At 37.6% G+C, this 23,373-nt stretch carries 22 protein-coding genes; all 22 read right to left on the minus strand.

Annotation, left to right across the window (positions count from 1 at the left end; translation table 11 throughout):
* Positions 1-2: 2 nt before the first annotated feature.
* Positions 3-1,817, minus strand: coding sequence for a DNA primase (dnaG, locus tag NST46_RS16825; RefSeq protein ID WP_095307029.1), 1,815 nt, complete (start codon positions 1,815-1,817; stop codon positions 3-5).
* Between the two features lie 448 nt (positions 1,818-2,265).
* Positions 2,266-3,069: a pyruvate, water dikinase regulatory protein gene (locus NST46_RS16830; protein ID WP_341137495.1), complete on the minus strand. Its 804-nt coding sequence runs from the start codon at positions 3,067-3,069 to the stop codon at positions 2,266-2,268.
* A 35-nt stretch (positions 3,070-3,104) separates the two neighbouring features.
* Complete coding sequence (locus NST46_RS16835) at positions 3,105-3,734, minus strand: helix-turn-helix transcriptional regulator (RefSeq protein ID WP_095307031.1); 630 nt, start codon at positions 3,732-3,734, stop codon at positions 3,105-3,107.
* A 378-nt stretch (positions 3,735-4,112) separates the two neighbouring features.
* Complete coding sequence (gene glyS, locus NST46_RS16840; protein ID WP_341137496.1) at positions 4,113-6,197, minus strand: glycine--tRNA ligase subunit beta; 2,085 nt, start codon at positions 6,195-6,197, stop codon at positions 4,113-4,115.
* Positions 6,198-7,076, minus strand: coding sequence for a glycine--tRNA ligase subunit alpha (gene glyQ, locus NST46_RS16845; protein WP_095307033.1), 879 nt, complete (start codon positions 7,074-7,076; stop codon positions 6,198-6,200).
* A 461-nt stretch (positions 7,077-7,537) separates the two neighbouring features.
* Positions 7,538-8,281 carry a DNA repair protein RecO gene (gene recO / locus NST46_RS16850; protein WP_095307034.1) on the minus strand — a complete coding sequence of 248 codons (744 nt, stop codon included), beginning with the start codon at positions 8,279-8,281 and terminating at the stop codon, positions 7,538-7,540.
* Between the two features lie 184 nt (positions 8,282-8,465).
* Complete coding sequence (locus tag NST46_RS16855; RefSeq protein ID WP_095307036.1) at positions 8,466-8,606, minus strand: YqzL family protein; 141 nt, start codon at positions 8,604-8,606, stop codon at positions 8,466-8,468.
* Positions 8,607-8,844: 238 nt separating this feature from the next.
* Positions 8,845-9,753, minus strand: coding sequence for a GTPase Era (gene era, locus NST46_RS16860; RefSeq protein WP_095307037.1), 909 nt, complete (start codon positions 9,751-9,753; stop codon positions 8,845-8,847).
* A 428-nt stretch (positions 9,754-10,181) separates the two neighbouring features.
* Positions 10,182-10,544, minus strand: coding sequence for a diacylglycerol kinase family protein (locus tag NST46_RS16865; protein ID WP_240033759.1), 363 nt, complete (start codon positions 10,542-10,544; stop codon positions 10,182-10,184).
* Positions 10,534-10,998, minus strand: coding sequence for an rRNA maturation RNase YbeY (ybeY, locus tag NST46_RS16870; protein WP_095307039.1), 465 nt, complete (start codon positions 10,996-10,998; stop codon positions 10,534-10,536). The genes NST46_RS16865 and ybeY overlap by 11 nt, the downstream gene beginning before the upstream one ends.
* Positions 10,998-13,130: an HD family phosphohydrolase gene (locus NST46_RS16875; protein ID WP_095307040.1), complete on the minus strand. Its 2,133-nt coding sequence runs from the start codon at positions 13,128-13,130 to the stop codon at positions 10,998-11,000. The genes ybeY and NST46_RS16875 overlap by 1 nt, the downstream gene beginning before the upstream one ends.
* 255 nt (positions 13,131-13,385) lie before the next feature.
* Positions 13,386-14,345, minus strand: coding sequence for a PhoH family protein (locus NST46_RS16880; RefSeq protein ID WP_095307041.1), 960 nt, complete (start codon positions 14,343-14,345; stop codon positions 13,386-13,388).
* 2 nt (positions 14,346-14,347) lie between these two features.
* Positions 14,348-15,577, minus strand: a complete 1,230-nt coding sequence (yqfD, locus tag NST46_RS16885) for a sporulation protein YqfD (RefSeq protein WP_095307042.1) — start codon at positions 15,575-15,577, stop codon at positions 14,348-14,350.
* Between the two features lie 25 nt (positions 15,578-15,602).
* On the minus strand, positions 15,603-15,884 hold the full coding sequence (yqfC, locus tag NST46_RS16890) for a sporulation protein YqfC (protein WP_095307044.1): 282 nt from the start codon (positions 15,882-15,884) through the stop codon (positions 15,603-15,605).
* A gap of 412 nt (positions 15,885-16,296) precedes the next feature.
* A complete protein-coding gene (locus tag NST46_RS16895; RefSeq protein WP_095307045.1) occupies positions 16,297-16,818 on the minus strand; it encodes a hypothetical protein in 522 nt (173 codons plus the stop codon).
* A 144-nt stretch (positions 16,819-16,962) separates the two neighbouring features.
* The gene (floA, locus tag NST46_RS16900; RefSeq protein WP_095307046.1) at positions 16,963-17,955 is read right to left on the minus strand and encodes a flotillin-like protein FloA; all 993 of its coding nucleotides are present in this window, start codon (positions 17,953-17,955) and stop codon (positions 16,963-16,965) included.
* Between the two features lie 34 nt (positions 17,956-17,989).
* Positions 17,990-19,333, minus strand: coding sequence for an NfeD family protein (locus NST46_RS16905; RefSeq protein ID WP_118889125.1), 1,344 nt, complete (start codon positions 19,331-19,333; stop codon positions 17,990-17,992).
* Between the two features lie 436 nt (positions 19,334-19,769).
* Complete coding sequence (locus tag NST46_RS16910; RefSeq protein WP_095307048.1) at positions 19,770-20,216, minus strand: GatB/YqeY domain-containing protein; 447 nt, start codon at positions 20,214-20,216, stop codon at positions 19,770-19,772.
* A 15-nt stretch (positions 20,217-20,231) separates the two neighbouring features.
* Entirely contained in the window at positions 20,232-20,408 is a 177-nt protein-coding gene (gene rpsU, locus NST46_RS16915; protein ID WP_010650937.1) for a 30S ribosomal protein S21, read from the minus strand.
* A 155-nt stretch (positions 20,409-20,563) separates the two neighbouring features.
* Entirely contained in the window at positions 20,564-21,235 is a 672-nt protein-coding gene (deoC, locus tag NST46_RS16920) for a deoxyribose-phosphate aldolase (RefSeq protein WP_303447262.1), read from the minus strand.
* Between the two features lie 23 nt (positions 21,236-21,258).
* The gene (gene mtaB / locus NST46_RS16925; RefSeq protein ID WP_095307050.1) at positions 21,259-22,614 is read right to left on the minus strand and encodes a tRNA (N(6)-L-threonylcarbamoyladenosine(37)-C(2))-methylthiotransferase MtaB; all 1,356 of its coding nucleotides are present in this window, start codon (positions 22,612-22,614) and stop codon (positions 21,259-21,261) included.
* Positions 22,602-23,372, minus strand: coding sequence for a 16S rRNA (uracil(1498)-N(3))-methyltransferase (locus tag NST46_RS16930; RefSeq protein WP_118889123.1), 771 nt, complete (start codon positions 23,370-23,372; stop codon positions 22,602-22,604). The genes mtaB and NST46_RS16930 overlap by 13 nt, the downstream gene beginning before the upstream one ends.
* Position 23,373 lies beyond the last annotated feature (1 nt).

Consider the following 23,373-nt stretch of genomic DNA (forward strand, 5'->3'; position numbering starts at 1 on the left):
AATTAATTTGTATTTTTCAATTGCTTTTGAAGATTAATGATTTGCATTGCTATTTGAGCTGCTTTTAAGGGATCATTTTGCTGCTCAGCAATCTTTTGCTGCTCTTTCAGTGATTTGATATTAACAGAGTCATTCGATTCATGTTGAATAATCCGAATGTAATCATTAATTTCCTTATCACTTATTTCTTCTCTTATCGGTGTCATAGCGATCTCTGCTACAAGCTGTTTCAATCGGTCATCATGAAGCCTTTCAATAAACAAGCTCATATCAGCCGAATGTCCTTCTTCATAATAAGCATATAAATAGGTGGCAATAATTTTATAGTCATCAACATTAAATCTTGCACCTAATTCATTTTGTACCCTCTCTGTAATATGAGAGTTCTGCAACATATATGCTATTAATTTTTTCTCTGCGTTATAAAAAGCTGGAAGAAGTTTCTTACTACGTTGTTTGAATGCTGTGTTATTAGTATATCTGTTCTTTCCCGGCTTATCCTCAAGCTTTTCTTGTTTATGCCTGTAGCCTTGCATTTCCGCTGATAAAGTTTCAATAGAAATCTGATGTGCTTCGCTCAATTCATTTAAATAATATTCCCTTTCAATAGGGCTCTCAATCATGGCAAGCTCTTTCAATATATTTTCTATATAGGATATGCGGTCCCCTTCCAAATTTAGATTATAATCTTTTTGGAGGTAGCGCATATAGAAACTCATATACGTGTCACTTGCTTTTATGACCTGATTCATAAAAGCCTCTGATCCATGCTTTTTAATAAAGCTGTCAGGATCCATATCTTCATCAAGGTTTGCTACTTTTATTGCACAGCCAACACTTCGTAATAAATTCGCAGCCTTATATGTTGCTGCTTGACCCGCTTTGTCACCATCGTAGCAAATAACGACCGTATCAACATAACGATTTAAAAGTTTTGCCTGAGGTTCGGTCAACGATGTTCCAAGTGTGGCCACTACGTTTTTCACCCCAGCTTGATATGCTGAAATGACATCCATATACCCTTCAAATAAAACAACTTCATTTTGCTTGCGAATATGTTTTTTGGCTAAGTCAAAATTATATAGTAGCTTGCCTTTTTGAAATAGCTCGCTCTCGGGACTGTTTAAATATTTCGGCTGCTCATCTGTTATCGAGCGCCCACCGAAAGCTACAGTTTTTCCAATATGATTTCGGATTGGAAAAATTACTCTTCCTCTGAATCGGTCCGTAACCCGATTGTTATCGAGCTCGGAAATAATGCCAGCTTTTACTAATAATTGTTGCTGAAATCCTTTTTTAGCAAGAAATTCCGCAATGAAGTCTTGTGCATTAGGTGCAAACCCTAACTGAAAGGCTTCAATTGTTTCGTCATCCATTCCTCTTTCCTTCAGATAGTGATACCCTTCTTTTCCATCCTTTGTAAAGCGTAAAAGGTGATGATAAAGCTTACGTAGCCAGTCATACGCCGATAAAACATTCTGGCTTTCTAAAGACATTGATGATTCCTTATTCATCCCACTATCTGGAAGCGTAATCCCACTTCTATCGGCGAGGAATTTCAAAGCCTCATAGAAGGAAAAACTCTCGATCTCCATCATGAAAGTTATAGCATTCCCACCTTTACTACATCCAAAACAATGAAAAATCTGTTTTTCCTGAGTTACCGTAAAAGATGGTGTTTTCTCTCCATGAAATGGACATAAACCGACGTAGTTTCTACCTTGCTTCTTTAATTGTACGTACTCGCCAACAACATCTAAAATGTCATTGGACTTTCTAATCTCTTCAATAACCTCTTCTGGTATTTGATTGGCCATATTAACCACCATACTATACTAATATTCGTGACGGATTAAAAAAATCCTTCATGTTTCGACATTTTTTTCTTCAAAACCGAAAAAAATTACCCTCTGTTACGATCGGTAAGTCTAAGAAGGTCATTTCCATCTACTCCATATTTAATTACTATTGTACCTCCTGCAGCTAAAATATAAACTAACGAATAACCAACTATTGAGATTTTAACAATAGTAGAGCTATCTTTAATAAAGTAATTCTACATAATCACCCTAAAATCCTTCTTGTTAATGAATGTTTTATTTTTCAGAATAACAGTAGAGGATAGCTTTTTTACGTATATGTTTACACAAAGATTTATTATAATACATTTTATAAAAGATATCTATTATAATGACTTATTTTCCTAAGAACAGAAAACATTCTGCTCGTGTATAGGAGCAGAACGTTTTGCATAATCCAATTCAATTATTTTTGAATCATACGCATGATAAGATTCGCAGTTTCTTCTACTGCTTTGTGGGAAACATCTATTACTGGACATTTAATCTTGTTAATTACCTTATCAAAATAATCAAGCTCTTGATGAATACGATCCATATTTGCATATGTCGCTTGATCACCTAATCCTAAAGCCTTTAACCTTTCTTTTCGAATGCCATTTAATTTGTCAGCAGTGATACGAAGTCCAATACATTTCGCTGGGTCAACTTCAAATAATTCTTCTGGAGGGTCAACCTCAGGCACAATCGGTACATTAGCCACCTTAATGCGTTTATGTGCTAAATACTGAGATAATGGTGTTTTGGATGTACGAGAGACACCAACTAAAATAATATCTGCACGAGCTATCCCCCGGGGATCTCTTCCATCATCATATTTTACAGCAAACTCAATTGCTTCTATCTTTTTAAAGTAGTCCTCATCAAGCTTATGTATCAGTCCTGCTTCCTGTCGGGGACTTTTATCAAATACACGCTCCATTGCTTCAAGTGTTGGTCCCATTATATCAATAGCTTCTACTTGCATTAACTTTGATCGTTCGTTCAAATAGTTTCTTAACTCAGGATCAACAAGTGTAAACCCAATCATTCCTCTTTTTTCTTTCGCGATTTGCAGGAATTCATCGATTGTTTCTTTATCCTCAACATATGGTACACGCTGTATTTTGTAATCCCCATTCGCAAACTGACTTAGACCTGCCTTTACCACTAATTCAGCAGTTTCCCCCACAGAGTCAGATAATACAAAAACAATTGGTTGAGTATTCATTACGACAACTCTCCTCCATCCCTTTTGAAGTTTTCTTACACATGGTCACCTATTGTTAACTCTACTAATGCTTTTGTCATTGTCGTCTTCGTCACTCTGCCCACGACCTCAAGCCCCGCATCTATTTCTTTAACAACTGGCAATCCATCAATTTGTCTTGTTATCAATTTTTGAGCAGCATCAATTAGCAGGTCATCTTTTCGACATACTGCAATATTTGGCATCCTTGTCATAATTATATGTACAGGGACAGCACTTAAATTCTGTTGCCCAATACTTGCTCGCAACAAGTCTTTGCGGGATAGTACTCCTGTTAAACAGGAGTTATCATCTACAACAAATAATGTTCCGACATCTTCAAGAAACATGGTTGATATGGCGTCATATACAGACACACTATCCTTGACAACGACAGGTACTTGTAAAAATTCATGTACTTTGAATTTTTTTATTTTCTCTGTAAGTAATTCCGAACCAGTTTTCCCCGTATAAAAATAACCGACACGCGGGCGGGCGTCTAAGTACCCGGCCATGGTTAGGATTGCTAAATCCGGTCTCAAGGTAGCTCGTGTCAAATTTAATCGATCTGCAATATGTTCTCCTGTAATTGGACCGTTACCTTTAACTATTTCAATGATTTGTTCCTGTCTTTTGGATAATTCCACCTTTTCACCACCCGAAAACAATATGTCATACTATTTCTTTATATTATATAGCAAAAAGGGAAAATACGTTATACTTTTGATTACGTCCAGCTACAGCGCTAAAGCTGTAGCGAGACTTCCCTCACCTCCGTACGATAAAGAAGACTTGCCGACTGGCTAAGACATGAGGCCTAGTCGCACTTATACCCTTGCGGCGAAAGTCAACATCGCCTCTTGGTAAAGGATGGCCGACTAAAACCAGGCTGCGCCTAACGTCGGCATACCCCTAATGGGGCATGTTTCCTTTATCTTCTACGTAGGAATCTTCGACTCGTCGAACCACCCCAAAGTTCGGGGCGCAGTCCGTACGTCGCTAACCGGGCGCTTCCGCTCTTGTGCTTAAAAGTGCTGTTTCCATTGTATTAATTGTAGATCAGCATATTCTTTAATCAACATAGAAAGTACATTGATAAGCGAAAGACGATTCGTACGTATATCCTCTTCATCTGCCATTACCATATTATTGTCAAAGAATGTATGGATTGGAATAGCTAATTCCTCTAAGCATGCTAATGCCTTAACCGCATTTTTTTGCTTATTGTACGTATTGAATGTGTCGCGAACCACGTTATATTGCGAAAATAGTGCTACTTCAGATTCTGTTTGAAATAGTTCTGTACGTACAGTTGTACCCTCTGCTTTATCAGATAAATTAAGGGCTCGAACTAATGCCTCTTGGATATGCTTAAAGTTTTCATCATTACGCTTTTCAGATAAAAGTTTTGCCTTTGCAATTGTATAATCAAAGTTTCCTATTGCGCGATGTACAACCGCATTAATCACATCCTGCTCGACATTTAATTCTTTAAGCAAATAAGATGCGCGAAGTTGGAAAAATTCTTTAAGCTCTATCGCTACCTTTTCTTGGTTTTCCAGCTCGATATCTAATGTTTGATATAAAGAAGTAACAATCTCTAGCAGGGTTTCCAGTGAAATATCCCATTTTCTATCAGCTATGATACGTAATACACCTGTTGCTTGTCTGCGAAGTCCATACGGATCCTGGGAACCCGTTGGAACTAAACCTATAGAGATACATCCCACAATTGTATCCAGCTTATCGGCAATACTTACTATCGAACCAATTAATGTTTTAGGAAGCTCTCCATTTGCTTGCTTTGGTAAATAATGCTCGCGTATTGTTCCAGCAACAAGTGAATCCTCACCAAAATGAAGTGCGTATTTTTCGCCAATAATTCCCTGTAGTTCAGTAAATTCATTAACCATATTTGTCATAAGATCAAATTTACTTATTGTTGCAGCTCTTACTACTTTTTCCTTTTGATCACCATCGAGTCCAATTAAATCTGTTATCTTTGTACTTATATGAACAACTCGCTCCACTTTATCATGAATCGTTCCTAATTCTTTCTGGAAAACAACACGTTCTAATTTTTCCTGATAAAAATCAATGGATTGTTTAAGGTCTTCTTCCAAGAAAAACTCTGCATCTGCTAATCGTGCACGGAGAACTTTTTCATTTCCTCGAATTACAGTCGCAAGTTCATGTACATCTCCATTTCGAACCCCAACAAAACGTGCTAATAATTGCCCGTCTGTAGCTGTTACAGGAAAATACCGTTGGTGTTCTTTCATAGAAGTAATGAGAACCTCTGATGGTAAATTTAGAAAACCTTCTTCAAATGCCCCTATGAATACTGTTGGATATTCAACAAGGTTCCTTACTTCATTTAGTAAATCAGCGTCAACCGGAATCAACAGATTATTGGCCTCTTCCAGTGTTTTAATACCTTCAATAATCATTTCCTCACGTTTTTTAGGATTTACAATTACATAATTGTCAAGCAAGGAAGACTCGTATTCAGAAGCTGTAGCTAAACGGATCTCTTTCCCTAAGAAACGATGACCATATGTTATATTGCTTGTTTGTACGCTAGTGATTTCAAACGGAATAACTTCGCTCCCGAATAATGCAACAAGCCAACGAATCGGACGGGCATAACGAAGTGTTTCTTTTGCCCAGCGCATATTTTTGCCAAATTGAATCGACTCTAGTATTGCTTTGAAATCAGGAAGCAATTCTTGAACAGGCTTCCCCTCAATATGCTTTTTCACAAAAATATAGGATATACCTTTAATCTCTTTCGTATAAATATCGTCAGGTGTTTTCCCTTGGCCTCTTGTAAAACCAATAGCTGCTTTTGTCCAATCGCCATTTTCATCTTTAGCGATTTTCTCAGCAGGCCCCTTAGCTTCTTCCTCAATTGTGGTTTGGAATTCTTCCATTTCGTGAATATAGACAGCTAAACGTCTCGGTGTTGCAAATGAAGTAATCGAGCCGAAAGGAATTCGAAGTCCTTTTAACCACGCTTCTGTTTTTGATAATAATTGCTGCTCTGCATCATCGATAAATCGTGCAGGTAGCTCTTCTAGTCCGATTTCAAATAATACATCTCTTGCCATTTAATTTTCCTCCTTTTCAAGCATTGGAAATCCTAACTTCTCACGTTCTGCAACATAGGTTTTGGCGATACTGCGGGCTAAGTTGCGGATTCGTGAGATGTAACCAGTCCGTTCGGTCACAGATATAACACCTTTGGCATCAAGTAAGTTAAAGGTATGCGAACATTTTAAAACATAATCATATGCAGGAAATACAAGTCCTTTATTCATCGTGCTCTCTGCTTCTTTCTCATACATAGAAAACAGCTGGAAGAGCATTTCAGTATCAGATTCTTCAAACGTATATTTGGAATGCTCGAACTCCGGCTGATAAAAGATATCACGCACCGTTACACCGTTATTCCATTCTAAATCAAACACATTTTCCTTATCTTGGATGTAGGAAGCGAGACGTTCAATTCCATAAGTTATTTCGACGGTTACTGGATTTGCTTCAAGTCCACCGATTTGCTGGAAATATGTGAATTGGGTTATTTCCATACCATCAAGCCATACTTCCCAACCGAGTCCAGCAGCACCTAATGTGGGATTTTCCCAATTATCCTCGACAAAGCGAATATCATGTTCAAGCGGATTAATTCCAAGCTTTACTAAAGAATCTAAGTAGAGTTGTTGAATATTAGCTGGAGATGGCTTCATAATCACTTGAAATTGATGATGCTGATACAAACGGTTTGGATTTTCACCATATCGGCCATCTGCAGGCCTTCTTGATGGCTCTACATAAGCAACATTCCATGGTTCTGGTCCAAGACTGCGTAATAATGTCATTGGTGACATCGTTCCTGCTCCTTTTTCCGTATCATACGCTTGCATCAAAATACAATTTTGATCTGACCAATGCTTTTGTAATGTTAAAATCATTTCTTGGATATTCATTAAAAATTACCTCCAGATTCATTAATCTTAAAACGTTAAAAAACCGTCCCTATGTCTACATGTTATAGACATAGGGACGGTTTTTACCGCGGTTCCACCCTATTTGCTCCATATAATTGCGTGTTCAAAAAAAGGATGAATAGCAAGCCTGCAAGCTTCCACAAGTTGTGATGACTTCGATACTCGACACAGAACGTGTTGATAGTTTCGTCTTAGTCAAAGATCAACACCCTTATGTTGTGTCATTTTCATCGGCCTTTTTGAACAATCTGTATTAGAGCCACTTTATTTTCTTTGCTCAGGAGTTCCTTTCCCAGACATCTAGTTATCCAGCTCACACTATCCTGGACTCGCTTTAAATAGAATTGGAACTGGTACTTATCTCCATCTTCGCAAATCATTATTTAATATTGAAATATGTAAAAATCATACTTTATCATTTTCATTCTGTCAATCGTTAGCTACATTAATTTGTCAAGCTGTGTTAGAAATTTCCTTGTTTTTAAATAAAATCCACCATATTGATCATAATATGCATTTAATAAATTTCGAAGAAGCTCCTTATTTTCTGGCTTGATGGAGATAGTCCCGATACGTTCTAAACCAACTGATGAAAACATAAAAAGTAATTTAGCGATCGTATCTGGAAGCCCGATTGCCTCCCCATCAATGTACCTGCAGCGGGTACAGAGCATTCCACCTTCAGCAATTGAAAATGCGAATGGCATTTGTCGATTGCCACAATTGGTACAACGGTCAACAGTAGGAGCAAATCCTCCTTTTTCGAATAACTTCAACTCATACATCATTAATGGTATCTCGGCTTCTTCATTTTCAGATATCCAAGTCATGGTTTGAACAAATTGATCAAACAGGTATGGATCTGGACTTTTTTCATCCAGTAATTTATCTGTAAGCTCTGTCATATAGGCTGCATAAGCGGTTTTAACAATATCCTCCCGAATTGGACGAAAGGAATTAACGATTTCTCCTTGCTGAATCGTGCTCAAGCCTTGATTCACATATACAAATAGTTGAGCGCGTATAAACGGCTGTATAACCGCAGCCATCCTACTTTTTGGTTTTTTAGCTCCTCTAGCAAGCGCTGTGAATTTTCCAATGTTTTTACTAAGGATTGTTACAAGCTTATGGGTTTCTCCATAATCCCTTGTTTTAATGATGATTCCATCTATTTTCTCTAGCACACAGCTTCACCCTTTTTCTTGTACAAAAAGAACCACAGATGCAGATTATTTCATCTCCTCCTATGAAGATGAAAGCTTCGGTTAAGATTATTGATTATTGCTTCTCATTGGTGGAATGGTTCTGCCAGCCTATTTACTCACACAACCATTCCTTCAGTTCAAACCTTCATGGTATTCGATAATGTTATATTTTTGCATCTAGTGTTACTTCTGTTTCAGTCTGTCCAAACTCTTGTTGCGATGTTGCATTTTCTATTTCCTTTAATAATAAATAGGTTTCAATGTTTCCTGTCTGACTAAATATTTTCCACGTTAGTTCGATCACAAGAAACCCCACCTTTCTTTAATGTTTAATGAAAATGTAACTTACTATTTAGAGTGGCACTTTAGCTGAAATTCATTAGTATTAAAAATTACCAAGTTTAAAGGTTGTTCAAAATGCCCGGTAAAAATGACACGTCAAGTGCTGAAAATCTGCAACGTCAGATACATTATTAGTGTTGCTATGGAGATTGCAACCATAACAGACCTCAGTCCTTTTTATCCTCTTTTCGAGTATTTATTTAGTACTCATCACTGCGATAGCCATATTCAAGCAGTTGACTTTGTCTATTCCGCCAATCTTTCTTAACCTTAACCCAAAGCTCTAAGTATACTTTAGAGCCCAGTAAAGCTTCAATATCTTTCCTGGCATTTTTCCCAATATTTTTAAGCATACTTCCTTGCTTACCAATTAAAATACCCTTTTGTGTGCTTCTTTCTGTAATAATTGTTGCTTGAACGAGCAGCTTCTCTTGCTCTCTTTTTTCGATATTTTCTATTGCAACTGCAATCGAATGAGGTACCTCTTCTTTTGTTAAATGCAATACTTTTTCCCGAATTAGTTCAGCAATAATAAAGCGTTCCGGATGGTCGGTTACTTGATCTTCTGGATAGTATTGAGGACCTTCAGGTATGTGACTTTTCAGAACATCGACTAAATGATTTACATTGTTTCCTTCCAAGGCAGAAATTGGAATAATTTCTTCAAATTTACACTTATCTTTATACTGATCAATCAATGCCAGTAATTCATCGGGATGAACCAAATCTATCTTATTAATGATTAAGAAGATTGGGCTATTTACTTTTTGCAAACGATCTAGAATATACTGATCACCTTTTCCATAACCTTCCTTTGCATTAATCATAAACAAAACAGCATCCACTTCATTAAGTGTACTTTCTGCTACGTTTACCATAAAATCGCCCAGTCGATGCTTCGGTTTATGAATCCCCGGGGTATCGATAAATATAAGCTGAGCATCCTCCGTTGTAAGCACACCTTGGATTTTATTTCTGGTTGTCTGTGCCTTATCACTCATAATAGCAATCTTTTGCCCTATAACACGATTCATAAATGTTGACTTACCAACATTGGGTCTTCCAATTATTGTAATAAATCCTGATTTAAACTGATGATTTGTTTCCATGCTGTGTCCTCCGCGACGATTTCTTTAATATGTGATTCTTTACATTATAATACTACAAATAATGCAAGCTTTCATTCAATCGACAAAAGCTTTAAAAAGATTATCTTTTCACCTAAAGTACCACAATAAATTCCAAATGCAAAGATTAACATAAAAATATGTAAACTTAACCTTCTCTTACCCGTATTATATGAAAGTAAAACACGCCAAAAAGAAGAGGCTGGGGCAAAAGTATTTTAACATAGGAAAAATACGAACAACCAACTCTAGAAATACACTTCACACATTTAGAGGTAACTGGTGAGCCCCCTGTGCTATCGCACTTCGGTGTCTCACCTATCACCTTCTCTCTCGCAGAAGTCTATGTCACTAAGTTTGTGCACGGTTCGCCTTTAAAGTTAAACACTTTCGTTATATCCCGGCCTCTTCTAGAAAAAATTATACAATTTTGGCAAAAATATAAGCAATCCAATAACCGCAGCAATAATAGCGGCAATTAATACAGCACCAGCAGCAACATCTTTTATTATTTTAGCTGCAGGATGTATCTCCGGTCTTAAGTAATCAATAAGCTTCTCAATAGCGGTATTCGTTACCTCTGCCATAAGTACCAGTCCAATGGTTAGAACAATAATAGCCCACTCTACCATTGTTAGCTTAAATAGAAACCCGGCAGTTATTGTCAATAACGTTGCTAACAAATGTATTCTAAAATTACGTTCTGTTTGCGCGATCTCCTTGATCCCGTTCCAGGCATAATTAAATCCAATTTTACGTTTCTTATCTTTCAATTCCGAACGCACCTAGTATTTCTTCTTGTCTTTTAAACATTTTCGCTTCATCTGATTTATTCATATGGTCATATCCCAACAAGTGCAAGAAACCGTGTAGCGTCAAAAATGCAAGTTCTCTTTCATAGGAATGCTCATATTCGGTTGCTTGCTCCTTCGCCTTATCTACGGAAATAACTATATCTCCAAGTGCTAACGGCATATCCTCACCAACTATTTCAATCTCCCCTTCAACCGATTCCTGCATCGCAAAAGAAATAACATCGGTAGGTGCATCTTTCCCGCGATAATTACGGTTAAGCGCTTGGATCTCTTTATTATCAACGAAATTAACGGACATTTCCGCTTCTTTAGATATACCCTCTTTGTCAGCTGCGAATTGAAGTAAACGTTCTAATAAATCAACATAGTCACTTGTCACAGTATTTGTTTCATCATGAAAATCAATGTACATTATTTTGCCTCCTTCGATGGATATTGAATTCTGGAATGAAATATTCCTTTTAACGATTCAATAATGGTTCGGTGAATAACATGTAGCTCCTTTAATGTTAAAGGACTTTCATCTAATTGTCCATCAGCGAGTCGACTCTTTACGATGGAGGCTACGATATCTTCAATTTTTTCGGTTGTAGGCTCTTCTAAGGATCGGACTGCTGCTTCAACCGAGTCACAAATACAAATAATAGCTGCTTCTTTTGTTTGCGGCTTAGGTCCCGGATACCTAAAAACGGATTCTTCCACATCCGGATTCTTTTCCTTCTCCTTATAATAGAAGAATTTCAATAAGGATGTGCCATGGTGTTGTTTGGCAATATCAATAATTTCTTTAGGCATTTTATGCTTATTTAACAATTCAGCTCCGTCATATGGGTGTCGTATAATAATCTCGGCACTTTTTTTCGGATCGATAAAATCATGGGGATTCCGAACAGATAATTGATTCTCTATAAAATAATGTGGTCGGGCCGTTTTACCTAAGTCATGATAATAGGCACCAACTCTAGCCAGCAATCCGTTTGCACCAATCGCTTCACAAGCTGTTTCGCTTATGTTTGCAACCATAACTGAATGATGGTAAGTTCCAGGTGATTCTGTTAATAATTTTTTCAAAAGTGGTTGATTTGGATTAGAAAGCTGTAATAATTTTATATCTGAAAGAATTCCAAGTATCGTTTCGAAAAATGGAAGTAAACCAATAGCTAATACTGTTGCTAGAATTGCTGACGTTAGTCCGAAGCTTGTATGTACAAAAAGGTCAAACCAGGAATATTTTTCAAAGGAAAGAAATAAAAATAGTAATACAGTAACAATATTGACAAGAGCTACACCAAGCCCAGTCTTTAAAATGGTTAGTCTATCCTTCACATTCATTAAAAAGATAATCCCAGCTAATTGACTGACAAGGAAGTAAATCCCAGCTTCCACATTTAAAGAACCTGCTATTTGCCCATTAAATATAACACTTCCTAAAATAGCATAAAGTATAGACATCACAATAGCTAATCTTTCATTGATTAACATTTTAATTAGTATAACCCCCGTGGCAATTGGGGTAACGAAAAAAAGCTGGTTGGACTGTGTTGTATAAACACTAATTATCTTCATTAAAGAAACGACAATCATGCTAATAAAAAAGATTGCAAGCATTTTTTCCAAGCTCCATTTATTTTGCTTGGATAGGTGATGCATCTCTATAGTTATAAAGCTGCAAATCATGATAATAAGCAAAGCAAGCCCGATTACTGGATAAATATTACTCTGCTCGTCCAGCAATCCAACAAGATCCAGCTTTTCATAAATTTCATTCGTTATCGTTTGTCCTTCTCTAACAATTACCTCACCAGCACGAATCATAGCTGGATCAACACTGCTTGCAGCCTCTTTTCTTGCCTCTGAGGTTTTTTCCACATCAAAAAAAGAATTTTCAACCACAGCAAAATTTGTGAGCTCCATTAATGGTTCCTTCAACGTTTCTTCTATATCCGCATATTCAATATACTGATTGACATTTGCCTTTGCAGTTTCCAAATTCTCTGTACGTACACCATTGTTTAATGTTTCCTCAAGTGCTTCTGCCAGTATCTCTTTTCCCGCATCCAATTCGTCTTCACTGAATTGTAGAAGGTGGATCAATGTACCGTCTTTTACAGAGTTGCTTATTTCATCAGATAAAATTTGCTTTAATTGGATTACTTTTTCTTGATCTGTAAGAGGTGCAGGTGTTTCCTCTTCATCACGCCTACCTTCACTTTCTTCTTCTAGTTTGAAAATACCGTCAAATATTTCCTCCACAAAACTTACTTGCTCCATCGTAACTTCATTGGATATGCTATATCTATCTTGCACAGATTGAACGGTCTCCCTTGTTTTCCGTTCCGTTTCTTGTTCATTCTCAATTGTGATAGGAGAACGAATCGTTTCACTTGCATTACTGAATCGTTCAATATCGTAGATTTCTGTTTGAACATTATTTAGCGTTATAAAAAAGAAAAAGACACCTAATAAAACTACTGGTAATAATATGAATAGCCAATTATGTTTTTTCCCTAACGACTCGAGCTTTTTACTTATTCGCTCTTTCATTCGTATCACCCCAATTTATCACGCATCAACGTACTGTATCCCCGCTCTAATTTTAGAAACCAAATATGTAAAGGGCGGGGGAAACAGTCCCGTGAATTCCTTATTCTGTTTAATGGTCTTTAGCTCATTCCCTTGTATTTCTAACAAGCAATGGGGAGGAAAGTGAAACGCTACTTTACGGGGTTTCACTTTATCAAGCATCTATACAGAAATAAGACCCGTATAGCCTAGGGTCTTTCCTGTTTTATTCTATTTCTAGTTTTCAGTTTCATATGCTGCAATGATACGTTGAACTAGTGGATGCCTTACAACATCCGTTTGATTCAAATGTATCAATGAGATTCCCTCTATAGAAGCTAATAGCTGCTGTGCAATATGCAAACCCGATTTAACCCCTTTAGGCAAATCAATTTGGGTAATATCACCAGTGATAACCATTTTTGAGCCAAAGCCCAATCTGGTTAAAAACATCTTCATTTGGGCTGGTGTTGTATTTTGCGCTTCATCTAAAATAACGAATGCATCATCCAGCGTCCGTCCACGCATGTAAGCAAGTGGCGCAATTTCAATTGTCTCTCTCTCGATCAAACGCTGTGTATGTTCCGCCCCTAACACATCATGAAGTGCATCATATAGAGGACGTAAATAAGGATCTACTTTTTCCTTTAAGTCCCCAGGTAAAAATCCGAGGCTCTCACCAGCTTCTACAGCTGGGCGCGTTAGAATAATTCGTTTAACAAGTCCATTTTTTAATGCATGCACTGCCATTACTACAGCGAGATATGTTTTACCGGTTCCGGCTGGACCGATTCCAAAGACAAGGTCATTCGCCTTAATCGCAGCGATATAGTTTTTTTGACCAAGCGTTTTTACACGAATTGATTTGCCTTTTACATTTTTCGTAATTTCGTCTTCGAAAAGCGCTTCTAGTTGTTTAATTTCACCTTTTTTTGCTAAGTCAACAGCGTAAACGACATCTCGTTCAGAAATGGTTTGCCCTTTTCTAATAACCGATAAAAGAGTGAGAAGAATTTCTTGGACAAGCGCAATCGCTTCCTCCGAACCAGAAACTCGAACAGCTTCTCCACGAGATACGATGGACACGTTTAAAAGATTTTCTAGCTGCTTCAGATGCTTATCGTTTATGCCGAATAATGCGAGCGCTTCATTCGTACCTGTTAAATGCAATTCAATTTCAATTAAGTTACCTGGCATAATCAGTCTCCTTGATTTAATGGTTCTACTCTTACAATATTTTCTTCAACTGAAACAAATAGGGTTAAGTTTACTTTACCATGCTCGATACTTTCATGCAAAACTTTTTCAGACAATATTGTTGCCTCAGCACCTAGTTCATTTTGTAGTTGAATAATAGCTTGATCAATTCCTGCTTCAATAGCTTCTTCTTTTGTTCGGCTCACTTTATTATACGTCTTCTCACTTAAAATGGTTTCAACAATTTCTATCGGGAGCTCCCATTTAAAAAAACGTAGGTTATTACCATTTGATTCTCGATGAATTTCTTTATAATCAGGCTCTCCAAATCCCCAAATTGGTAACTGAAATTCTCCTGTTTTAAGATAATATTTCTTTTTTTGGTTTCCTGTTATCTCTTCATAATTAAATTCAAGCGGTACCGTAACGGAAACCTCATACCAGGTATTTGCTGTAATTTCAGCTTCAGCAGCCACTAGCTCTTTAGCTTGTTCCTGTCGTTCTTCCGATTCATTTTCTTCGTCTTCTACCTCTTGTCCTTTCAATATTCCAGAAACCAAGAGATCACCAGGTTCCACATAATCATTCACTTGTACATGAGAGGTCCCTTTTGATACATATAAATTTGTAATAACGCCTTTTTTCGCAGCAACTAAATTTCGGGGTTGTTTTGGATCCGCTTCTTCAACGACAACCTTTTCTACTCCCTCTAAATAGAAGGTTGTCCCTTTTTGATCCACGCCAGCCCAAAGAAGTTCAGGCACATCCTTCATTAGTTTTTGTTGAATCGCTGTTGGAGGATCCAGGGAAAAAAGCCAAGCCCCTGGATGAATTCCGTAACTAACTAACTGCTTGTCTATCTTTTCTTCAATATCTTTTGGAACACCACTAATTTTAACTTCCCAAATAATATTCGATAAAAAAAAGAAGAGAAGTACACTGAAAAATAACCCAAGTACCAATGGCTTCTTTTTTAAAAATCGTCTAATTAAAAATGGATAACCGTTCTTACCAGTAAACGTAATTTTATAAATTGTTTTCCTTCTGATATGTTTCATTTGTTTGATATCGGAGAGCTTTATATTACCTTCACATAAATCGGTGTCTCTTTTTTTTACATCCCAAACGGAAATTCCAGCATTCGCACATTTTTGAAAAAACATCTCAGGAGCTGTACCTTTTACTAGAATTGTGACATAGCCAGTTACTGCTTTACTATTTAAATGCTTCAATTGTATCCTCCTCTTGTTCAAGGCTTTAGTTTCCTAAGAATTTCACTTCAGAAATAGTTCCTTCGAGTAAAATTTCTTTAGGAAGCATCATTTTTAGCACAAAGGAAGTACCCCTAATTTGAACATAGCCATTATTGGTTTTTAACTTTAGTTCATTTTCGGAATATACAGCCAAGCCTTGATGGTTTTCAATGTATATGTGTATGTTTCCAATTACCGTAATTCTAGGCATTTCAAGGATTATATCAGAAGGAAGAGAGAATTGTTCTGTTAACAAGGTGCGTAATCTTTGTTGCCATTTAGCCAATGATGATCCCCCCTCACATACATATGTATGAAGGTGCTTAATACATAAGAACAAAATGCTTGATAAAAAAGTGGGTTTTATGTGGTCTGATGATTTATATAAAATATAAACTTCACACTAATGTGCATTGATGAATTGTGGATTTATCCGCTGTGGAAACACTACGCCAGAATGGGCTCACTGATTTTCACTAACATAGTTGATTGAAACAGAAACAGTACTTTTCACTAACTAGTCCGGATGAGGCTTCAGACACCTGCCCACGGAAAGCATTCGCCCGTAGCAATCTCGGAGGGGTATTATTGCACATATTTGCAAGTTTCGTCGCAGTTTCCTTGCAAATGAGATAAAATCATAAAAAACCACTGCTTTATAAGCAATTAAGCTTATGTAGCAGTGGTTAAGATTCAACTTATTTGATTCGATCGTCTAAAACATTTTTATATGACTTTTTAGCTCTCGGTGGTCCTAGTATTTCAGACATGATAATGCCATTAACTAATCCTTTTGCACCAAGATTGCCAACTACTTGTTTCTTCAGTCTTTCTTGTTTTTTACTTGTTTCCTTCTCAGGCTCAAGTAAAATACTTCCACTATCCGCCTGTGACTTCAAATCCTCAATTTTTGAATTTGAAATAGTGCTATACTTACTAGCCAGCTTCTCCATTTGCTGCTTTTGCTGCTCTGCAATTGAGGCAGTTGAAACCGTATCTCGTGATCTTTCTTCACGATACACTCTTTGCTCTGCTACAGGCTGCGGCTTGCGTTCTGGAGTTCGCGTTCCTTCTGACACTGTTCTTCCCGGCCTTTGTGGAGGTGCTTTTTTCTTCTCTTTTTCTTGTTGTTTCTGCTTCTCATTCGAGTTGTTAAAAAAGCCGATAATCCCTGAAATAATAATGATAATTATGAAGAGGTTATCGAAAATCCAGCCCATCAGACCCCTCCTTCAATTTCATGATCCAGCTCCAGTGCCCAGCGAATAGCCTTCGTAGGAATGTTCGACTCGTCGAACCACTCCAAAGTTCGGGGCGCAGTCCGTACGTCGCTAACCGGGCACTTCCGCTTTTATTGATGAACATTATTTTTGATCATCTTCACTGCTATCTTTAGTTAATTTACCAATTGTATCACGCATACCAGTATCAGCATCAATGTTTTTATAATTCATATAATCCATAACACCCATTTTTCCTGTGCGTAATGCTTCGGCAAGTGCTTTTGGAACCTCTGCTTCAGCTTCCACAACATGCGCACGCATCTCTTGAACTCTTGCAACCATTTCTTGCTCTTGAGCAACCGCCATTGCACGGCGTTCTTCCGCTTTTGCCTGTGCGATATTTTTATCAGCTTCAGCTTGGTCTGTCTGTAGGATAGCTCCAATGTTTTTACCGATATCCACGTCGGCAATATCAATCGACAGAATTTCAAAAGCTGTTCCTGAATCAAGGCCTTTACTTAAAACTGTCTGTGAAATCGAATCTGGATTTTCTAATACTTTTGCATGTGTGTCTGAACTACCAATTGTACTTACAACACCTTCACCAACACGAGCGATAACTGTTTCTTCCCCTGCTCCACCGACAAGTCGATCAATGTTTGCACGTACAGTAATTCTAGCAAGTGCTTTTACTTCGATACCATCCATCGCGATACCAGCAATAAATGGGGTTTCAATTACTTTCGGATTTACACTCATTTGAACAGCTTCTAATACGTCACGCCCTGCTAAGTCGATAGCAGCCCCGCGTTCAAATGGAAGCTCAATATTTGCACGATGCGCAGCTATTAAAGCATTTACTACTCTATCTACGTTACCACCCGCTAGGTAGTGACTTTCCAATTGGTTTGTTTTGACGTTTAAACCTGCTTTATGTGCTTTGATTAAAGGATTAATTACACGGTTTGGAACAACTCGACGTAATCGCATTCCAATTAGTGTAAAAATACTAACCTTTACTCCAGCAGCTAAAGCACTAATCCATAGCGCCACTGGTACAAACGTGAATAAAATTGCAACTGCAATTAAGATTACCGCAATAATAATAAGCGGCATTAATTCTGTTAATGACATTAAAAATTCCTCCTTATGATTTTCATGTATAGCATTATACTTCTCTAACTACGACACGAACTCCTTCAACTCTTACCACTTTAACAGACTTATTACGATCAATAAAGCTTCCTTCTGAGACAATATCAATTCGTTCACCGTCAAATTCTCCAATGCCCGATGGTCGTAAAGGGGTGGCAGTAATACCTTCCATACCGATTAACTCCAACCGATTTGTGGATGATACATATCCTTGCTCTGTTGCAGTACTATCCCTAAGAATAATATGTCGAAAAACCCCTTTATCCATGCCAATTCGTTTAAAAAGAATAATTGCAACAATTAGCGTAACAAGAAATGCAATTCCGATACTCATCGACATATGACCTAAATCGTATCCTGACATAAATAATGAACCGATGATGGCACCAATTCCAAGGAGTCCTAAAATCCCACCTGGGACAAAAAATTCAGCTACAATCAAAATAATACCTAGTACTAGTAGTATGACAGCTTCCATACCTGCTAGTCCTGCAACGATATGACCGTAGAAAAATAATAATAAAGAAACAATCCCCATTATTCCTGGTACTCCAAATCCAGGAGAATACAATTCCACGATTAAGCCAAGACTTGCCACAGATAGAAGAATTGGGATTACAATTGGGTTTGTTAGAAATCGTGCTACTTCCTCTGCGACAGTCGGTTCTGTCTCAATTATGGAAGCATTCGACAAACCAAGTTCATGCAGCAATTCCACTCGATCATCCACAATTCCATTCGCATAACCGACTTCTACAGCATCTGCTGGGCCAAGTGTTAAAAACCTTCCTTCAGGTGCCCCGTATTCAGGCAGGTCAATACTACTATCGGCCATAGCTAATGCATAAAGTGGATCTCTCCCAGTAGATTCAGCAGCACTTTTCATTGCCGCAAACCAAGCTGATTGCGCTTTTTCATCTGCTGCTGTACCATCAGAATTAATCACACCGCTTGCACCCATTGTTGCATGTGGCTTGAAGTAAATGGTTTCAGAAAATAACGCGATATAAGAACCAGCTGATAATGCCTCATTAACGATAAATGCTGTTGTCGGGATTGGTAGACCCTGGATAATTTGACCGATTTGACCTGCTGCATCGACCCTCCCGCCTGGAGTATCAATTTCAAAAATAATATGATCGGCACCAGCTTCAACCGCTTCCGAAGTTGTGCGCTCTAAAAAAGCCTCTAGCCCACGCTCTACTTCTCGTTCAATCGGTATAACATAAACTGACTTTCCACCACCTTGTTCCTCGGCACTAGCAATTGAAATATTATCCAAAACAAGGTAAATAAGTGCTATGGAGATGGCTGCAATTATGAGTATGTATTGTTTGAGTCGTTTCCTCGACATCATTATTCACCTCCCTCAGCCTGTTATCAATTAATACGGAAGTGGTATGGGATTGGTTTCAATTTTTAGCAAATAGAAAAGTATACATCATTTCAATTTGCACAAATGCACCAACGTATCGACCAAAGACCTAGCGACTAGTAGTTCTCTAACAGGAGTTATGTCATAATTAGATACTATCATAATCTTATCCATTGAGAAACTTTGATGGTGCTTATCTTCCACATTTCTAAAAGGCTTATAATTTTCATATTGAATAAAAGTGCAAGCGCCCGGTTAGCGACGTACGGAGGTGAGGCAAGTCTCGCTCTAGTCGTTGGGCGCTGGAGCTGGACGTAACTGTTTAGATAACTAAGTTATCCACAGCATTCAAATTTTTTCGTTTACTTACGAACAAGAAAAGAATCCCAAGCCTAATGACTTGAGATTCTTTAACTTATTATTGTAATTCTTGTTGTACAAGTTTTTTTATTTGAGAGCCATCTGCTTTGCCCTTAACCTTAGGCATTACAGCGCCCATCACTTTACCCATATCTTTCATTGATGTAGCATTTACTTCCTGAATCGTTACTTGGATAATTGAAAGTAGTTCTTCATCCGAAAGTTGCTTCGGTAAATACTTTTGTAAAATTACCAATTCATTTTCAAGTTTTTCAACTAAATCTTCACGTCCAGCAGATTTAAATTCTTGGAGGGAATCTTTCCGTTGTTTAACTTCTCTGGATAAAATTGTTAGATCTTCGTCCTCAGATAGTGTATCTTTACTAAGTTTAATCGATTCATTCTGGATAGAAGCTTTCACCATGCGAATAACGCTTAGCGTTTCTTTATCCTTGTTCTTCATAGCTTGCTTCATGTCTTGGTTCAATCGATCAAGTAACGTCATACGCTTGCACCCTCTTTAGAATTTACGCTTTCTAGCAGCTTCAGATTTCTTCTTACGTTTAACACTAGGTTTCTCATAGTGTTCACGTTTACGATATTCCTGTAGTGTACCACTTTTTGACACACTGCGTTTGAAGCGACGAAGAGCATCCTCAAGAGACTCGTTTTTACGAACGCGAGTTGTATTTGACATGCTAATTTCCCTCCCTCCGAAGCACAAAACCAATTTATACCGACATGACTACCTTCTCATGCCTTTTTAAAGTATAATATATTCCTACAATCTGGTCAACGATTATTTAACTAATTATACTAGTAAATACTTCTTTTATTACTAATTTTGCTGAATTAATAATCGTCAGTGCCTGTAATTCCATTGATAATATCGACTCCAGCACTAGCACCAATGCGGGTTGCACCTGCTTCAATCATTGCGTTCATTCCTTCTAAATCACGAACACCGCCAGATGCTTTAACCCCCATTTCGGCACCAACTGTCTCGCGCATCAGTTGAACATCTTCAACCGTTGCACCGCCACTTGCAAAGCCTGTAGAAGTTTTAACAAAATCAGCACCTGCTTCTTTTGCTAATTGACAAGCACGAACTTTCTCATCATCAGTTAACAAAACTGTTTCAATGATTACTTTTGTTAAAGCTTTCCCTTTAGCCGCATTCACAACAGCTTGAATATCAGCTTTTACAAGATCGTCATTCCCAGACTTTAATTCTCCAACATTAATGACCATATCCACTTCTGTTGCACCGTCTTTGATTGCTTGTTCTGTTTCAAAAGCTTTAACAGTCGTTGAATTAGCTCCCAGTGGAAAACCAATTACAGTACAAACCTTTACTGTTGTTTCTTTTAAGTTCTCAAAGCAATAAGCAACCCAATGCGGATTGACACATACAGATGCAAAATCGTACTCCTTCGCTTCTTCAACCAATTTCTTTATTTGTTCCTTCGTTGTATCCGGCTTTAATTGTGTATGATCAATATATTTAGCTAATTTATTACTCACCTTAAACTTCCTTTCTAAATACGTTATTGATTAACTATCTTTTCACCAGCATGTGTTGCATGTTCCATAACCCTAACAAATGTACCTTCATTATATGGATATCCAGATTTCGTGATTTTCACACGAACAATCTTGCCAATCATGTCTGCAGTGCCTTCAAATTGCACTTTCATATAATTATCTGTATAACCTACAAGCAATTCAGGGTGGTTCTCGTCCAGGATACGCTCTTCCGGAATAACTTCGAGAACTTCATTCTCATACCCGGAAGCATATTCTTTCGCTAATTGGTCAGACAATGAAATAAGGCGGTGAACACGCTCTTCTTTCACTTCATCATCTACTTGATTATCCATACGTGCAGCTGGGGTACCAGTTCTTCTTGAAAACGGGAATACATGAAGCTCTGAATAACCAATCTCTTTTATAAAATTGTACGTTTCCATAAATTCTTCTTCCGTTTCGCCTGGGAATCCAACAATAACATCTGATGTAATTGCCAAGCCAGGTAACGCTTTTCGAATTTTACTTACCTTCTCTTTATAGAAAGCTGTTGAGTATTTTCTGCGCATTCTTGCTAAAACAGAATCAGAGCCAGCTTGTAATGGAATGTGTAAATGCCTGACAATTTTCTCTGATTTATCCAATACATCAATCACTTCGTCTGTAATTTGACTTGCCTCAATGGAAGAAATACGAATCCGTTTCAATCCTTCTACTTGTTCCAATTCCCTAAGAAGCATTGCAAAGTTATAATCCTTCATATCTTCACCATAACCTGCCGTATGGATACCAGTGAGGACAAGCTCTTTATAACCAGCTTCCACTAATTTCTCTGCTTGTCTGATTACATTCTCAGGTTCTCTTGAACGGAGTAATCCACGTGACCATGGGATAATGCAAAATGTACAGAAATTATTACAGCCTTCTTGAATTTTCAAGGATGCTCGGGTACGGTCTGTAAAAACAGGTACATCCATTTCTTCAAACACACGGTTTTTCATAATGTTAGAAACACCATTAACCGGTTCTTTCGTTTCTTGATGTTCTTCAATATACGTAAAGATATTTTTTCTTTCCTGTGTTCCTACTACAACGTCGACACCAGGAATTTCCATAATCTCACCTGGTGAAGTTTGAGCATAGCAGCCCGTTACACAAACAACTGCATTCGGGTTTTTCCGAATTGCTCTTCGTATTACTTGTCTGCTCTTTTTATCTCCGGAATTGGTAACTGTACAGGTATTAATAACATAGACATCTGAATCGTGATCAAAATCAACACGTTCATAGCCCTTTTCCATAAACATCCGCCAAATTCCTTCTGTTTCATAATGGTTCACTTTACAGCCTAATGTATGAAATGCTACTGTTGGCATTCCGAACACCTCATTTCTTCAAAATGATACGATATGCTTGCGAGCGCATAAAGCGCGGCAGTCTCTGTTCTTAAAATCCTAGGACCTAGCCGAACGGGAAGAAAATCGTTTTCTTTTAGTATGTTTACCTCTTTCTCAGAAAACCCACCTTCTGGACCGATACAAACTAGAATGTTTTGTCCAGCTTCAAATCTATTAACTATATTACCAAAAGTATTAGGGTTCGAAACCCTTGCCTCTTCCTCATATGCAAAAAGTTTCACATGATAGTTTTTGCTTTCTTCAATCAACATCTCAATCGACATTGGTTTTTTCATATGAGGAACTATATTACGATGACTTTGCTCACTTGCCTCTTTAATGATTTTTTCAAATCGTTGTTGCTTTTTTTCTGCCTTCTTTTGATCCCAAATTGCTATCGAGCGTTTAGCTTGAAATGGAATAAATGCATACGCACCAAGCTCCGTTCCTTTTTGCAGGACTAAATCAAATTTATCGCCTTTAGGGATACCTTGAGCAATTGTAACATTAATTGGTAATTCTGCATTTTCGTCAAGCCAAGTTTCAATTGTAGCTTGAATTTCATCACTTGTTACTTGTGAAATCTGACAGAGGGCAGCCTTACCATATTCGCTATTACAAATAATTTTATCCCCAATATTATATCGCATGACACGGGTAATATGATGAACATCATCACCTGTAATTCGAATTAGCTTGTCTTGAAAATGAGAAGATGGAACGAAATATCTTTGCATT

This window comes from Oceanobacillus sp. FSL W7-1309 (assembly GCF_038002145.1).
GTDB classification, from domain to species: Bacteria; Bacillota; Bacilli; order Bacillales; family Amphibacillaceae; genus Oceanobacillus; species Oceanobacillus profundus.

What these genes read in the sequence shown, in the direction of transcription:
- dnaG (WP_095307029.1), bottom strand. Translation starts at nt 1,817, where the DNA reads ATGGCCAATCAAATACCAGAAGAGGTTATTGAAGAGATTAGAAAGTCC.
- NST46_RS16830 (WP_341137495.1), bottom strand. Translation starts at nt 3,069, where the DNA reads ATGAATACTCAACCAATTGTTTTTGTATTATCTGACTCTGTGGGGGAA.
- glyS (WP_341137496.1), bottom strand. Translation starts at nt 6,197, where the DNA reads ATGGCAAGAGATGTATTATTTGAAATCGGACTAGAAGAGCTACCTGCA.
- glyQ (WP_095307033.1), bottom strand. Translation starts at nt 7,076, where the DNA reads ATGAATATCCAAGAAATGATTTTAACATTACAAAAGCATTGGTCAGAT.
- era (WP_095307037.1), bottom strand. Translation starts at nt 9,753, where the DNA reads ATGGAAACAAATCATCAGTTTAAATCAGGATTTATTACAATAATTGGA.
- ybeY (WP_095307039.1), bottom strand. Translation starts at nt 10,998, where the DNA reads ATGTACATTGATTTTCATGATGAAACAAATACTGTGACAAGTGACTAT.
- NST46_RS16875 (WP_095307040.1), bottom strand. Translation starts at nt 13,130, where the DNA reads ATGAAAGAGCGAATAAGTAAAAAGCTCGAGTCGTTAGGGAAAAAACAT.
- NST46_RS16880 (WP_095307041.1), bottom strand. Translation starts at nt 14,345, where the DNA reads ATGCCAGGTAACTTAATTGAAATTGAATTGCATTTAACAGGTACGAAT.
- NST46_RS16895 (WP_095307045.1), bottom strand. Translation starts at nt 16,818, where the DNA reads ATGGGCTGGATTTTCGATAACCTCTTCATAATTATCATTATTATTTCA.
- floA (WP_095307046.1), bottom strand. Translation starts at nt 17,955, where the DNA reads ATGTCATTAACAGAATTAATGCCGCTTATTATTATTGCGGTAATCTTA.
- NST46_RS16905 (WP_118889125.1), bottom strand. Translation starts at nt 19,333, where the DNA reads ATGATGTCGAGGAAACGACTCAAACAATACATACTCATAATTGCAGCC.
- NST46_RS16910 (WP_095307048.1), bottom strand. Translation starts at nt 20,216, where the DNA reads ATGACGTTACTTGATCGATTGAACCAAGACATGAAGCAAGCTATGAAG.
- rpsU (WP_010650937.1), bottom strand. Translation starts at nt 20,408, where the DNA reads ATGTCAAATACAACTCGCGTTCGTAAAAACGAGTCTCTTGAGGATGCT.
- mtaB (WP_095307050.1), bottom strand. Translation starts at nt 22,614, where the DNA reads ATGCCAACAGTAGCATTTCATACATTAGGCTGTAAAGTGAACCATTAT.
- NST46_RS16930 (WP_118889123.1), bottom strand. Translation starts at nt 23,372, where the DNA reads ATGCAAAGATATTTCGTTCCATCTTCTCATTTTCAAGACAAGCTAATT.